This is a genomic window from Pseudoramibacter alactolyticus ATCC 23263 (genome assembly GCF_000185505.1).
In the GTDB taxonomy this organism is placed as follows: Bacteria; Bacillota; Clostridia; order Eubacteriales; family Eubacteriaceae; genus Pseudoramibacter; species Pseudoramibacter alactolyticus.
The window spans coordinates 99,706-113,075 of the sequence record NZ_GL622359.1 but is presented as its reverse complement, the minus strand read 5'-3'; the positions used below and the strand labels follow the sequence as shown (position 1 = coordinate 113,075).

17 protein-coding genes are annotated in these 13,370 nt (G+C 58.1%); 6 read left to right on the top strand and 11 right to left on the bottom strand.

Annotated elements, in window-relative coordinates; translation table 11 throughout:
- Nucleotides 1-55 precede the first annotated feature (55 nt).
- The 9 genes from HMPREF0721_RS00505 to HMPREF0721_RS00465 form a co-directional block, all read right to left on the bottom strand.
- Nucleotides 56-277: a hypothetical protein gene (locus HMPREF0721_RS00505; protein WP_006597535.1), complete on the bottom strand. Its 222-nt coding sequence runs from the start codon at nt 275-277 to the stop codon at nt 56-58.
- A 143-nt stretch (nt 278-420) separates the two neighbouring features.
- Complete coding sequence (locus HMPREF0721_RS00500; RefSeq protein ID WP_006597533.1) at nt 421-1,035, bottom strand: hemerythrin domain-containing protein; 615 nt, start codon at nt 1,033-1,035, stop codon at nt 421-423.
- Between the two features lie 7 nt (nt 1,036-1,042).
- Nucleotides 1,043-1,258 (bottom strand): DUF1858 domain-containing protein, encoded by a 216-nt coding sequence (locus HMPREF0721_RS00495; RefSeq protein WP_006597532.1) that lies wholly within the window; start codon nt 1,256-1,258, stop codon nt 1,043-1,045.
- 76 nt (nt 1,259-1,334) lie between these two features.
- The gene (locus HMPREF0721_RS00490; RefSeq protein ID WP_006597531.1) at nt 1,335-1,937 is read right to left on the bottom strand and encodes a hypothetical protein; all 603 of its coding nucleotides are present in this window, start codon (nt 1,935-1,937) and stop codon (nt 1,335-1,337) included.
- A 266-nt stretch (nt 1,938-2,203) separates the two neighbouring features.
- A complete protein-coding gene (gene ilvC, locus HMPREF0721_RS00485; RefSeq protein WP_040639806.1) occupies nt 2,204-3,223 on the bottom strand; it encodes a ketol-acid reductoisomerase in 1,020 nt (339 codons plus the stop codon).
- Between the two features lie 369 nt (nt 3,224-3,592).
- The gene (locus tag HMPREF0721_RS00480; RefSeq protein ID WP_006597529.1) at nt 3,593-3,961 is read right to left on the bottom strand and encodes an MmcQ/YjbR family DNA-binding protein; all 369 of its coding nucleotides are present in this window, start codon (nt 3,959-3,961) and stop codon (nt 3,593-3,595) included.
- A 31-nt stretch (nt 3,962-3,992) separates the two neighbouring features.
- On the bottom strand, nt 3,993-4,451 hold the full coding sequence (locus tag HMPREF0721_RS00475; protein WP_006597528.1) for a GNAT family N-acetyltransferase: 459 nt from the start codon (nt 4,449-4,451) through the stop codon (nt 3,993-3,995).
- A gap of 225 nt (nt 4,452-4,676) precedes the next feature.
- Nucleotides 4,677-5,063, bottom strand: coding sequence for a hypothetical protein (locus HMPREF0721_RS00470; protein WP_006597527.1), 387 nt, complete (start codon nt 5,061-5,063; stop codon nt 4,677-4,679).
- 1 nt (nt 5,064) lies between these two features.
- Complete coding sequence (locus tag HMPREF0721_RS00465; protein WP_006597526.1) at nt 5,065-5,613, bottom strand: flavin reductase family protein; 549 nt, start codon at nt 5,611-5,613, stop codon at nt 5,065-5,067.
- 301 nt (nt 5,614-5,914) lie between these two features.
- Between HMPREF0721_RS00465 and HMPREF0721_RS00455 the strand changes: the two genes are divergently transcribed.
- The 6 genes from HMPREF0721_RS00455 to HMPREF0721_RS00430 are packed head-to-tail and all read left to right on the top strand — an operon-like array spanning nt 5,915 to nt 10,536.
- The gene (locus HMPREF0721_RS00455) at nt 5,915-6,535 is read left to right on the top strand and encodes a pyridoxamine 5'-phosphate oxidase family protein (RefSeq protein WP_006597524.1); all 621 of its coding nucleotides are present in this window, start codon (nt 5,915-5,917) and stop codon (nt 6,533-6,535) included.
- Nucleotides 6,536-6,586: 51 nt separating this feature from the next.
- Complete coding sequence (locus HMPREF0721_RS00450; RefSeq protein ID WP_006597523.1) at nt 6,587-7,171, top strand: ABC transporter permease; 585 nt, start codon at nt 6,587-6,589, stop codon at nt 7,169-7,171.
- A gap of 34 nt (nt 7,172-7,205) precedes the next feature.
- A complete protein-coding gene (locus HMPREF0721_RS00445; protein WP_006597522.1) occupies nt 7,206-8,111 on the top strand; it encodes a glycine betaine ABC transporter substrate-binding protein in 906 nt (301 codons plus the stop codon).
- A 34-nt stretch (nt 8,112-8,145) separates the two neighbouring features.
- Nucleotides 8,146-8,904 carry an ABC transporter ATP-binding protein gene (locus tag HMPREF0721_RS00440; protein ID WP_006597521.1) on the top strand — a complete coding sequence of 253 codons (759 nt, stop codon included), beginning with the start codon at nt 8,146-8,148 and terminating at the stop codon, nt 8,902-8,904.
- A complete protein-coding gene (locus HMPREF0721_RS00435; RefSeq protein WP_006597520.1) occupies nt 8,901-9,575 on the top strand; it encodes an ABC transporter permease in 675 nt (224 codons plus the stop codon). Before HMPREF0721_RS00440 ends, HMPREF0721_RS00435 begins: the two co-directional genes overlap by 4 nt.
- Nucleotides 9,568-10,536, top strand: coding sequence for a zinc-binding dehydrogenase (locus HMPREF0721_RS00430; RefSeq protein WP_006597519.1), 969 nt, complete (start codon nt 9,568-9,570; stop codon nt 10,534-10,536). The genes HMPREF0721_RS00435 and HMPREF0721_RS00430 overlap by 8 nt, the downstream gene beginning before the upstream one ends.
- A gap of 172 nt (nt 10,537-10,708) precedes the next feature.
- On the opposite strand, the gene HMPREF0721_RS00425 is transcribed toward HMPREF0721_RS00430, so the two are convergent.
- Together HMPREF0721_RS00425 and HMPREF0721_RS00415 are read right to left on the bottom strand one after the other, a co-directional pair.
- Nucleotides 10,709-11,950 carry a hypothetical protein gene (locus HMPREF0721_RS00425; protein ID WP_006597518.1) on the bottom strand — a complete coding sequence of 414 codons (1,242 nt, stop codon included), beginning with the start codon at nt 11,948-11,950 and terminating at the stop codon, nt 10,709-10,711.
- 390 nt (nt 11,951-12,340) lie between these two features.
- Nucleotides 12,341-13,222: an aldose 1-epimerase family protein gene (locus HMPREF0721_RS00415; protein WP_006597516.1), complete on the bottom strand. Its 882-nt coding sequence runs from the start codon at nt 13,220-13,222 to the stop codon at nt 12,341-12,343.
- Between the last annotated feature and the right edge of the window lie 148 nt (nt 13,223-13,370).

Genomic DNA, 13,370 nt, shown 5'->3' with positions numbered 1-13,370 from the left:
TTTTCTTTTATACAAAAAAGCGCCGTCCCTTCGGACAGCGCCTTTATGTGTTTGATTATTCCCCGATTTCGTCCGGCACCGCTTCCGGGCGCACCGGCTGCGTGGTCAGCTCGGCAAAATCCGCCGCGAGGGCTTCCGGCGTGCGATATCCCGCGTTCATCCGGGCGGCGATGATTAACGCCTCCCGGGCCAGGCGATGCATGGCCAGGCGGGCCGGCGACCCAGCAGCAACACGTTTGCCGCTGTTCATTTGCGCTAAAAAAGCTTGTAAATCCATGGTTTCTCCTTATATTAAGCAGCATCGATCATCATCTCGCAAACCGGGCCATAACCCATCAAAACGCTCGAAAAGTTCGCCGCACCGGCACATAAAAAAGGCGCCGCCAAAGCGACACCTTGATGACTTCATTCTGTTTGCCTTCAGTCGATCTGAACCTTAGGCGCCGTCGGCGTGATCACCACGTCCTGATGACGGTCGTCCACACGACCGTAGCGATCGCGAAGCCGCTCGAGCATCGCGAGATACCGATCCGGCACCTCGGCGGTCTGCGCTTCGAAAGCCCGCACCTTATCGTCGATTTGAGCAATGACCTCCGCTCCCAGGTTTTTCTCGCCGAAGGGATAGACCACGGTATTTTCCTTGGCAATGTGGCGAGTGAGCAATGTGGCGTAGCCATTCGCCGCTTCCACGATGTCCACCTTGGTCTGAATGTCGGGATCGGCTTCGTATTGGTCGAGGGCCGTGGTCAGATCGAACATATGCCCCCGGCAGAGATTGTGCTCCACCAGCATGCCGTGGCGGATCAGATTGACGCCCACCGGTCCCAGACGCGCTTCCATTTCGTTAAAAAGGAAGTGTTCCTCCTTGCCGTGGTGCTGCGCGTCGGAATAATTCCGGGCGAAATCCACCACCTGCCGAAAATCATCGCTCACCAAATCGCCGCCGGCCACGACCTGGCAGCACATGCTGCGCACCACCTTGAGAAATTCAAGGATGTTGTCGTGCTCGGCCTTCATCACGTCGACGCTGTACATAATTTCCTCAGTCGTTTAAATTCAGGGAGTCGTTTAAATATTCGACCACCTGATCGGCATCGAGACCGTGCACCATGGCCGCATCGGCCAGCGATTCCATCTGGGATGCCGGGCAGCTGACACAGCCCATGCCGACCATCATCAGCGCCTTGGCGGCTTCCGGGTAGGTGGCGACGACTTCGCCGGTCAACATATCCTTGGTAATTTTCTGAGTTGCTTCCATTTTTTCTCCTTATCGCGGATATTCGCTTCCTGTGAACATCCGTGTTTTGAATCGCGCGATTGCGCAGGGCAAGAAATTATCGGGCCGCGACGATGGCCGATGTGCCGTCGTCTTCAGCCAGGCGCCAGCCGCTGCCGGAAAGCATCCCGGCAATCAGCGCTGTGCGCAGTTTGTAGTAAATTTTACCATCCCCGCCGACTTCTGTCCAGTAGGGGCTGTGGGTATCCGCCGCCACCTGCCAGGTCACACGGTCGGCTTCGTTTTCAGTGATGGCGATCGCCCGGTCGCAGGGCATGCCGTCGAGCAGACGGGCATCCACCGCCTGGTAAACCGCCGGGGCGCTCTCGCCCGCCACCGCGGCACGTTGGCCAAAGGCGAAGGCGGCCGCTTCGATGGCGGCAAGCCGCCCGGCATCTGCCGCGAGCAGCCCGGTAACCAGCGCTGCGTAGCGCCGCTCAGGATCGGCAATGCGGCCCGAAAGCCAGCCGTGGATGTTTGCAAAATCGATGATGGTCTCGAGCGGCGCTTCCGGCTCACCAGCGTATGCCGTCACGGGCGTGCCGTCGGCCGTCTGCCAGCCGTTCGCTTCTGCCAGGGCGATCAGCTGATCGATCAACGCTTCCTGAAAGCGAATCTTCTGATACATTCTGTGGTGAATCGGTCCTAATTGTGCGCTCATATTGCCTCCTGCCGCAATGTGCCGCGGGCTTTCTTTTCACTTGATGATGTTATTATAGCCGTTTTGAGGCCGCGCGCTGTTGGCATAACCACATTTTTGTTTTTTTCCAACATAAAATGGCGCTTGGCCTCATTTACTGGAGCAACGCTTGACGCCCGCTTGATGAGAATGATCCCACCTATTCCCGCAAGGCCGGAAGCCTTTCAAAAACAAAACCCGCATCCGGTTGCTGTTCGGATGCGGGTTGCCGCAGCTTATTTGCGCGATTAGTTGTTGATCAGTTTGTCGTTGCCGTTCCAGCTGTAAAGCTTGCGAATCTCTTCCCCAACGGTTTCGGTCTGGTGTTCCTGGGCCAGCTTGCGCATCGCCTTGAAATGCACCTGGCTGCCGGAGCTCATTTCGGTCAGGAAGTCCTTAGCGAAGGTCCCGTCCTGAATATCGGAGAGGATTTGCTTCATGGCCTTCTTGGTGTCGTCGGTGACGATTTTCGGCCCGGTGATGTAGTCGCCGTATTCCGCCGTGTTGGAGATAGAATAACGCATGCCCTTGAAGCCGGACTGATAAATCAAATCGACGATGAGTTTCATTTCGTGGACACATTCGAAGTAGGCGTTTCTCGGATCGTAGCCTGCTTCCACCAAGGTTTCAAAGCCGGCTTGCATCAGCGCGCAAACACCGCCGCAAAGCACAGCCTGTTCGCCGAAAAGGTCGGTTTCGGTTTCGGTTCTGAAGGTGGTTTCAAGCACGCCGGCACGGGCGGCTCCCAAACCCGCCGCATAGGCCAGCGCCAGATCCAGCGCATGACCGGTGGCATCCTGTTCGACGGCAACCAGCGACGGCGTCCCTTTGCCTTCGATAAATTCGCTGCGAACGGTGTGGCCCGGAGCTTTCGGAGCGATCATGGTCACATCGACATCTGCCGGCGGCATGATGGTCCCGAAATGAATGTTAAAGCCGTGGGCAAACATCAGCATGTTGCCGGCTTCCAGATTGGGGGCAATGTCGTTTTTATAAAGATCAGCCTGTTTTTCGTCGTTGATCAGAATCATAATGATATCGGCCTGCTTGGCCGCTTCGGCAGAGGTAAAGACGTCAAAGCCTTCCGCTTCAGCCTTGGCCCAGGATTTGCTGCCTTCGTAAAGGCCGACAATCACGTCACAGCCGGATTCCTTCAGGTTCTTGGCGTGCGCATGGCCCTGTGAGCCATAACCGATGACGGCGATCTTCTTGCCTTCGAGCAAAGAGAGATCGCAGTCCTGATCGTAAAACATTCTCGCTTGATTCATTTTCATGTTCTCCTTTTAATGGATTCGCCATAGTGCACCGCTGTGCGTTGGCATCGCGTGCGCTATTACAGCCGCTCTCCACGAATTGAATATTGTATACTGTTAAAAAACAATATCAAAAAGTGAATTTATAATTCCTCTTCATTGTAAATTTTCAGCTCTTTGATGTCAAGCCAATCCGTTCAATTTTTTGAAAATTTTCAGCCTGCCTGCCCGTTATCCTCCAGAAAATGGCCAGCCGCCGGTTTCATTTTCAATTTGTTTTCAATGTATTTTCAATTTTTTCAAAACCTTGACACTTGCCTTTGCCCGCCGGCAAAAAGACGAGCGCATCCAAAAAAGGCCGCCGCGCGGCCCTCGTCTGTTATCTTATTTTTTGCCGCCGGCCAGTTCCCGGCTCATCGCCAGATGCTCGACAATTTTTTCAAAGGGCACGCTGCCGTCGAGCAGCACCGTGATCCAGTGTTCCTTATTCATATGATAAGCCGGCCGATAACCCGGCATTTCGAGGAGCAAATCCTTTAAAAACGGCTCGCATTTCACCACGAGAACGGGAACCGGCGCCTTTTCCGCCAGGCCCAGCTTTTCCCGGGGCACCTCCGCCACCAGAGCATACCATTTGCGGTTGTCTTTTCGGCGAAACACGGCGTGGTTTGGAAACTTCGCCCAAAGGTATTCCGGTGCGTCGCCGTTTTCCGCCGCAAGCCATACCTCAACCTGCCGCCTTAAATCTTTCATAAACAACGCCTTTCTTCGATTGTTTGATTTTTCAATTCTTCACCAAATCCGTCAATGGACATTGCATGGCCACATGGGGAATGCCGGCCTCGATGAACAGAGAGGATGTGCGTGAAAAGCCCAGCCGACGGTAAAAACCTTCTGCCGATTGCTGCGCATGCAAAACGATCATTTCGGCGGTGAACTGATCCCGGGCCACCTGTGCCGCCTTTTGAATCAAGACCCTTCCCAGGCCCTGCCCCCTTAAAGTGGTAAGCACCCGGCCAAAACAAACGTTTCCCACCGCATCCGCTTGAAACATCCGCAGATAAGCCAATACTTTTCCGACCTCATTCAAAGTGTAAAGGTGCAGGCAGCGGAGATCTTCGCCGTCGGCATCGGGATAAAGAATTTTTTGCTCCCGAACGAAAACATCGGCCCGCGCCTGCATCACAGCGTAAAGTTCCGACGCGCTCATGGCTTCGAGACGCTTGACGATCCATTGTCTCATGTTAATGGCATGGTCCTTTCTAAAATCAGCACTTGTATTTGGCGCAAGGAAAACCCGAAACGCTTTCCAACGGAACCGGACCGATCTGATAACGCAGCACCACCGCGCTCACCAAGAAGCCGACCGCACGCTGGCAGTTGCCTCCCGGGAGCAGACAATGGCGTGCTGCGCTAATGTTTATTCGAATCCATCGTGATCAAACGTACGACCATTACCTTTATATTATTAGCCTCTTTTGATCAGCCGGTGCACACAGCGCCCCCGTCTTCCACAGGCCGGACACACCAGGCGTCGGCTCGTCAGGCCGTAGACCGCCTTCAGATAGGCCCCGCGGGTCGGCGTGAACCGGTGGCGGCACGCCGGGCATTCGAAACTGCCCACCTGACGGTCAAGCTCCGCCGCCGCCAGACTGCCGGCCAGATACGCCGTGACCCCCGCCAGGGCCAGAGCCATTTTGATCGGCGCGGCAAAAGCCAGCGCCTGGGGCATCACGACGAGCACCGCACAAACGGCCGTCGCACCCATGCCGACGGCCGATGCCAAAATCAGCTGTTTTCGGCCGGCGGCCCGTTCGGCCGCAGCCTGCTGCGATTCGTTTGGATTCGCTTCCATCTCAGTCCTCGAGCACATAGGCGGCCACAATTTCGGCCATCACGGTGTAATGGGCGTCTTTATTCGGGCCGACACACACAAAACTGTCGACGTCCTGCGGATACATCGCCGCGCGGATATCATCCGGATAGGCATCCATGTCTTGCAGCTGCTGATAGAGCACCTTGCATTCGAAGGTCAGCGGCAGCTCCGCGATGGCCGGCGCCGCCACCGATTCACCGTCCACCGGTGTCAGATGGGCCGCCGCGATCTTGTCGATATCCCGGCCGGACTGGCTGCCGCAGATTTTGATGACGGCCGGATCCACCGGGCCGCTCACCGGCAGATTGACCGTGAAGGCCGGATTTTGGGCCAGCTGCTCCGCCGTGAAGCGATGCTCGCGGATATAGGCCGTGAAGACCGGCCGCCCCCAGTTGATGCCGACGCCGCCCCAGCCGATGACCATGGTATTAATCTTGCCGTGGGCACGGGTGGTCAGCAAAATGCCCTTCGGCAACGCTTCCGCAATATGCCCGGCATAATCCTGCCATTTGATAGCTCGTCTTTTCATTGTGATTCACTCCCTGTTTTTAAATTGTGCTCATTATAGCCGCGATGCCTGCAAATTTCAAATTTTTTTCGCCGCTTCGGCGCACGCCGGCCGCCCTGGTGAATGCCCGTTTGCCCAGCCAACGGGCATTCGCCGAAAGCCGAACGCGCTTTTTTGATCCGTTCACATTTTGCAAAACGCGCTTTCTTAAGCCTTCCCTTGACAAACAGGCGCTCATCCGTTACACTTTCGTTGTAATTTATTATATTACAAAACGCCGCCTTCGGCATCCTCTTTGTATTATAATTTGAAGGAGAACCCCATGAATGCCCAATCCTGTCTTGCCGAGCTGCGCCGCATCCGCGACGTGGTCTTTGCCACCGTCGACGCCGACGGCAAACCGCGGGCCCGCATCATCGATATCATGCTGGCCGAACCCAGCCGGCTGATTTTCTGCACGGCCCGGGGCAAACGTTTTTATCAGGAGCTCACCGCCCGGCCGGAGGTCGCCGTCACTGGGATGAACGACCGCTGGCAGTCCATCCGGCTAACGGGCCGCGCCGCCCGCCTGTCCGAAGCCGAGCAGCGCGCCTGGATCGATCGGATCTTTGAAGCCAACCCCGCGATGAACGATGTGCATCCCGGCGATGCCCGATATATTCTCGAAGCTTTTGCCATCGACCGCGGCGAGCTCGAGTTTTTCGACCTGGGGCGGTCCCCCATCGTCCGGGAGAGCTTCGCCTTCGGCGGCTGCGTTTCCGAGATCAGGGGCTTTAAAATCGTCGACGGCTGCATCGGCTGCGACACCTGCGCCGGCCTGTGCCCCCAGCAGGCCATCGACGCCGGCACGCCCTATGCGATCCGCCAGGCCAACTGCCTGCACTGCGGGCTGTGCTTTGAAAACTGCCCGGTCGACGCCATCATCAGAAGGGAGGCGGTTTAAATCAGCGCCATTCACCTTTATTTTGCCACCCATCTGCAGGTGTATTGGCAGATGGTGGCCCGCCACGTGCTGATCAGCCTTTTGTCGCTGGCCGTCGCAGCGGTTATCGCCGTTCCCCTGGGCACTCTGTGCAGCCGCCTGCCCCGGCTGGAAAAAATCTCCGTCGGCTTCTGGGGAGCGCTGCGCATCGTGCCGTCGCTGGCCATCCTTTTTTTGCTCGTGCCCATCATGGGCACCGGGCTCCTCCCAGCGGCGACCGCGCTGACCCTGCTGGCGATTCCGCCGATGCTCATCAACACGGTGCTCGCCTTTCAGACCCTGCCCGCCGACATCCTCGAGGCCGCCTGCGGCATGGGCATGCCCGGACGCAGGCTGTTCTGGCAGATCAAGGTGCCGCTGGCCTTCCCGACGATCTTTGCCGGCTTCCGCACCGCCGCCGCCGAAGTGATTGCCTCGGCAACATTGGCGGCTTATATCGGTGCCGGCGGCCTGGGCGAGCTCATCTTCACCGGGCTCGGGCTGATGCGCGAGGATCTGCTGTGGATCGGAGGGCTGTCCGTCGCGGCGCTCTCACTGCTCACCGGGGCGCTGCTCACTCTGATCGACCGGCGGGTCCGCCGATACGAACGCCTTTAACCGTCCCCGCATTTTAAAACCGAAAGGATCCCCCATGAAAAACCATCTATCCCTGAAGCTCGCCGCTGTGACCATCGCCGTTGCCCTTTGTACCGTCTTCGCGCTGTCTGCCTGCGGCAAGAGCAAGGGCACGATCAAAGTCGGCTCGAAAAACTTCACCGAAAGCGAGATCATCGCCGAGATTTACGCCCTCGCCCTGGAGGACGCCGGCTACAAGGTCGACCGCAGCTTCGACATTTCGGGCTCGACCATCCACACCACCCTCGTCCACGACGACATCGATCTCTACCCGGCCTACACCGGGACGGCGTTGCTCTCGGTTTTAAAGCGCCCGCTTCAAACCGATCCGCAAAAGGTTTATGCCACCGTGAAAACAGTCTACAAAAAGAAATGGAACATCGAATGGCTGGATTACGCCAAGGCCACCGACTCCCAGGGGCTTGCCATCACCACGTCGGCCGCCAAAAAATACCATATCAAAACCATTTCGGACCTGCAAAAGCACGCTGCCCAGCTGCGCTTCGCCTCCCAGGGTGAATTTGACGAGCGCTCCGACGGTCTGCCCGGTCTCACCAAGACCTACGGCGCCTTTCACTGGCGGTCCTCGAAGATTTACGACAACGCCCTCAAATATCAGGTGCTGCTCAAAGGACAGGCTGATGTAACGCCGTGCTACACCACCGAGGGCCAGCTGACCAATAAAAAGCTGACCCTTCTCACCGACGACAAGCATTTCTGGCCGCCCTACAACGTCGCACCGGTGGTGCGCGGCTCCGTGCTCAAGGCCCATCCGGACATCGCAAAGACCCTCAACGCCGTCTCAAAGCATCTGACCACTGCCGCCCTCACCAAGCTCAACGCCAAGGTGGACGTGGACAAGGAAGACGCCGAAGACGTCGCCAAAGATTTTTACGACAGCATCGCGGACGATTTGAAGTAGCCCGCCCGCTTTTGATTTTTCAGAAAGGAGCCCCATGGCCACAGCAGTTGCCTTTCAAGCCATCACCAAAACCTTCCCCAGCGCGGCCGCGCCCGCCCTCGACCGTATCAGCTTCGTGATTGAAGCCGGCGAGCTGATCACCATCCTCGGCACCTCGGGCTGCGGCAAGACCACCCTGATCCGGCTCATCAACCGGCTGATCGAGCCGGACAGCGGCCGGATTCTGCTGGATGGCAAAGCCATCGCCAATGAGGATCCCGTCGCGCTGCGCCAGCGCATCGGCTATGTGATTCAGCAGGTGGGGCTCTTCCCCCATCAGAGCGTCGCCAAAAACATCGCCACCGTACCGACCATCCTCGGCTGGGATGCGGCGCGCATCCGGACACGCGTCGACGCGCTGCTCACCCTCGTGAACCTCGACCCCGACGAATTTCGCGGCCGCTACCCAAGACAGCTTTCCGGCGGGCAGCAGCAGCGGGTCGGCCTGGCCCGGGCCCTCGCGGCCGATCCGGCCATCATGCTTTTGGATGAGCCCTTCGGCGCCATCGACGCCATCAATCGCGAAAGCCTACAGGACAGTCTTCTCGCCATCCACCGCGCATCGCAAAAGACCTTTCTCTTCGTGACCCACGATATCCGCGAGGCCTTCAAGCTGGGCAGCCGGGTGCTCATCATGGACCGGGGGCGAATCGAGCAGTTCGATACCCCCGCGGCCATCCAAGCCCATCCGGCCACCGATTTTGTGCGCGCCCTGCTGAGGAGCAGCGGCGCCGCCTGCGAGGCTGTGCTATGAGAGCCATGTTCATTTATTGGGCCCGTCACGCCGACGGGTTTGTCAAGGGGCTGCTCGCCCATCTGGCCATCACCGGAATCACCCTGATCTCCTCTCTCGTGCTCGCCGCCGCGCTCACCCTGCTCATCTGGCGAAACCGCAGGCTTTCCGCCATCGTGATCCAGATCTTCGGCGCGGTTTACGCCATTCCCTCGCTGGCGCTTTTCGCCATCCTGATCCCCATCACCGGCCTGGGCATGCCCACCGCCGTTCTGGTGCTGACGGTTTATAATCAGTTTCTTCTGCTGCGCAATATTATCGCCGGCCTCGAGGGCATCAACCCGGCCATTACCGAAGCGGCCACCGGCATGGGCATGACGCCCTTTCAGGTGCTCATCCGGGTGCAGCTGCCCCTGGCCATGCCGGCCATCGTCGCGGGCATCCGCCTCGCTGTGATTTCCACCATCGGCATCGCCACCATCGCCGCGACCGTCGATGCCGGCGGACTCGGCACTTTGCTCTTTCAGGGGCTGCGCGCGATGAATCTTTACAAGCTGATCGGTGCAACGCTGCTGTGTTTTGTGGTTGCCGCAGCAGTAGGCGCTGCCCTGCGCGCCCTCGAAAAGCGCGTGACCCCGCAATTTGAATCGGCTGATCCCCCCGAAACGAAAGGAGCCGTCCGGAATGAATGAAATGATGAAAGCCGCCGTTGTCCATCATCCCGGCGCCCCGAACGTTCTGAAGGTTCAGGAGGTTCCCATCCCCAAAGTGCGGCCGGGCTGGTCTTTGGTGCGCGTCCGGGGCTTCGGCGTCAACCATTCGGAAATTTTCACCCGGCAGGGGCTCTCCCCCGGCGTCGCGTTCCCGCGCATCCTCGGCATCGAATGCGTCGGCACCGTCGCTGAAAGTTCTGACACAACGCACCTGCCCGTCGGCCGGCGCGTCGTGTCCATCATGGGCGAGATGGGCCGGGCTTTCGACGGCAGCTATGCCGAATACTGCCTGCTCCCCAACGCGCAGATCATCCCCGTCGCGTCCGATTTGCCCTGGCCCACCCTCGCCGCCATTCCCGAGACTTTTTATACCGCTTTTGGCTCGCTGCAGAATCTGCACTTGACCGGGGATGAGCACGTGCTGGTGCGCGGGGCAACCAGCGGCGTCGGCATCGCCTTCGCCGGGCTCGTCCATGCCGCCTATCCGAAAATGTCCCTTGCCGGCAGCTGCCGCCGCCCCGAAGCCAAGCGCGACGCCCTTGCCGCCGCCGGCTTTGACACGGTCATTGCCGATTGCGGCGGCGCCCTGCAAACGGATCGGACCTTCGACCGCGTGCTGGAGCTCATCGGCCCGGCCAGCCTCAAGGATACCTGCGCCCACACAATGCCCGGCGGCATCATTTGCTCTACCGGGCAGCTAGGCGGCCAATGGTTTATGGATGGCTTCGACCCGATCATGGACCTGCCGGAGGGCGGCTATCTCACGAGCTTTTATTCCGGGAACGTGCGCGCCGACCGAATGAACGCCCTGCTCGCCTTTATCGAAACTCACGACGTCGACGCGGCGCCGGTCAAGGTATTTGACCTCGACCATGTGAGCGATGCCCACCGCTATCTGGAAGGCCGTCACAGTTTCGGCAAGGTGGTGGTGCTCCCTTGAGCGCAAACAAAAAACGCTCCGCTGTGCGGGGCGTTTTTGACTGCCGGCTCGCCTCAAATTAAACGCTGCCTCCGAAACTCCGCCCGGGACTTTTTTTATTGTGCTGATGCCGCTCGCCTCATATCGCCTTGGAACCGACGCACCTTGTGATTTTGCGCCGCTCCCATCCGGTTTATAACGCGCCGATCAGTCTTTGCCAGTTTTGCCGGTTGATTTGAAACATCTGCGCATCCTGATACACATGACGCCTGAATTTTTCGTATTCTTCTTCCAAACGCATAAACGCCGGCACATGAAAATAGGCGGCGATCTTCGATAACGTTGCCCGCAGCTGCTCGCCGGTCAGCTTCGCGGCCGCCGAAAAGTCCGCCTGACGCGCCTTGGATGTCAGCCATTGATACAGCGGCTTGTAACGAATCCAGCCCAGACAGGCCCGGTAAAACCGCTCGGCCACACCGGCATCCGCGGCCTCAATGCGCTTAAGATGCAGCGGCAGCACGCCGCTCAGCAAGTGCGGATACTGCATAAAGCCATCGTGGAAGGTATAAACCGGCACCCGAGCCACCTGCCGATGCTCCAATGCCAAAGCGAAGAACGTGTCCTCGCCCCGAGCCCCCGGCGGATTAAAAAAGGGCGGAATCCGTTCTGGCCGGCGCAGATTGATCCCAAGGTTTGATCCGGACAGCGGCAGGCCGTCTCCCGATCCCGGTGACAGCGGCCGGACTTGGTGCCGTTTTAAAACCGTCACATCGGCGTAGGTCACGCCGCCGGCAGCCATGATCTTTTTCAGGCCGTCCCAATCGAAGGCCTCGTTGCTGACCGCCTCAATAAAGGTTTTAAAATCGCCCTCGCTTAAAGTCGCGTCAAAATCCAGATGGGGAATTGGCGAAATGTAGCCGCAGCGATAGCCGTTGGTCACGTCCTGCCCGCCCAGAGCTAAAACATGCTCGCTGAATACATCCTGTCCGCTCCACAATGCCGTGCGGTTTTCATGGGTCACCGCCAGCGGATATTCGTCGTCGTCGAGAAAAATTAGCGCGTCCATTTTGCGGCGGATCGCTTCGAACAAAACGCTGTTGCGCTTACCGGCATAACCCTTTTCAAAAAGCCGCGCCGCCTGATCTGCCGGCAGGATCCCCGCGTCGGCAACGGTTTTAACCATCCGGCGAATCCGCTCCGGCCCAATGAAGCTGACGCTCGCAAACACCGCCCGCACGTCCTGTCGCAGCGCCACATAATCTTCGATTTTTGTGTGGTTATAATCCAGATCATAGGCGACGATAAGGTGAATACTCAAGTTGTTCTCCGCCACAATGGTCCGCCATCGAAAGGCATAGGTCGTTAACAATTTTCGAAAACCCCTGCGCCCGGTTACAAAGCCAATGGCAATATCTTTGCCCGATTGATTTCTCATCGCTTTCCTCCTGATCTCTTGAAGCGCCGACTCAGTGCCGGTCCTTCAACTTTTTTAGTTAGGAATATTATACCATTGGCAGCCATCTTCTTTCAAATGGCCGGCCGCCGCGCGCAAAAGAACCGGAAGGCCCCGGTTCTCTTATCCGATGCGCCATAAAGCTTTACAATGCCGATCGATAGAGCGCGGCAATGCCCGCCTCGTCGACGGTCACTACCATATTGGCCGCATTGGCCGGCGATATCTTCAGACAATTTTGAGCGGCCGGGAATGCGCTCGCCCATGCTTGATTGGGTTTCCTTTCGATTGCATTCTGCGGCGCTGCCTCTCGATCAACGGACCGTCAAAAAACGCCGATTCCTCGGCGTTTGATGGGTTGGTTTTAATATTTTAAAGCTCGATGGCATAGCGGGCTTCAAAGGTTTCTCCCGCGTCCAGCGTGATGATGCCGGGCTTTTCCGAAAGCTCGCCGGTGAATCCGGCGTCATCGGTGCGGCCGACCCACGGCTCCAGGCACACAAAAGGCGCCCCGGGCTTCGACCAGATGCCGAAATTGGGGAAGCCGCCCGCATCCACAGTCACCAGGCGATCGCCGCTGTTATGCACCAGGCTGATCCGGTCGATCTGATGGTTGTCCAAAATGATGGCGTCCGCCTCGAAAAGCGCGTCGGTCAGCGGCAGGCGGCCATCGGTCAGCGCCCAGTCCTCTGTGACGCCCGGCAGCGGATTGCCAGCTTTTGGATCGATGCGGACAACCGTCAGCCCCCCAGCCCCGCTGCCTTCAATCTTCAGATAATAATGGTCCATCGCCAGGTCGTTCTTCAAAAGAACAAAGGCCGGGTGCCCGCCAATGGTGAAATACATCGGCTCGTTCCCGGTGTTGCGCACCTGCCAGATGGTCACCAACTGGTGACCCACCGCCTGATGGGTCACCGTCAGCACAAAGGGAAAGGGATAATTTTCCCGGGTTGCATCGTCCGAGACCAGCTGCAGCGAAAGGCTGTTCGGCTGCTCGGCCACGCAGGTAAAGACGCGATCCCTGGCAAAGCCGTGCTGACTGAGAGAATACACCTGGCCTTTGTGGCGAAAGACATCCCCGAAATGGCGCCCCACATTGGGAAACAGCACCGGCGCGTGCCGCCCCCAGAAATGATCGTCGCCGCGCCAAAGCACATTGCGCCGGGCGCCCTTGTCCCAAAGGAACACCGGCTCCGCGCCGACATCCGAAATTTCCGCTTGCAGGTATTCATTTTCGATTAATCGCGTGTCCATTTTGCCCTTCCTCCATCGGTCGCCGGCAGAGCCTTGCCATCCGATTGTTTCACTATTTAACTTATTTTGTTATTATAAAGGCGGACACTTAAATTTTCTATAAAGAGGCTTAAGCCCTTCCATCTTCAACCTTCAATCCAAATCATCG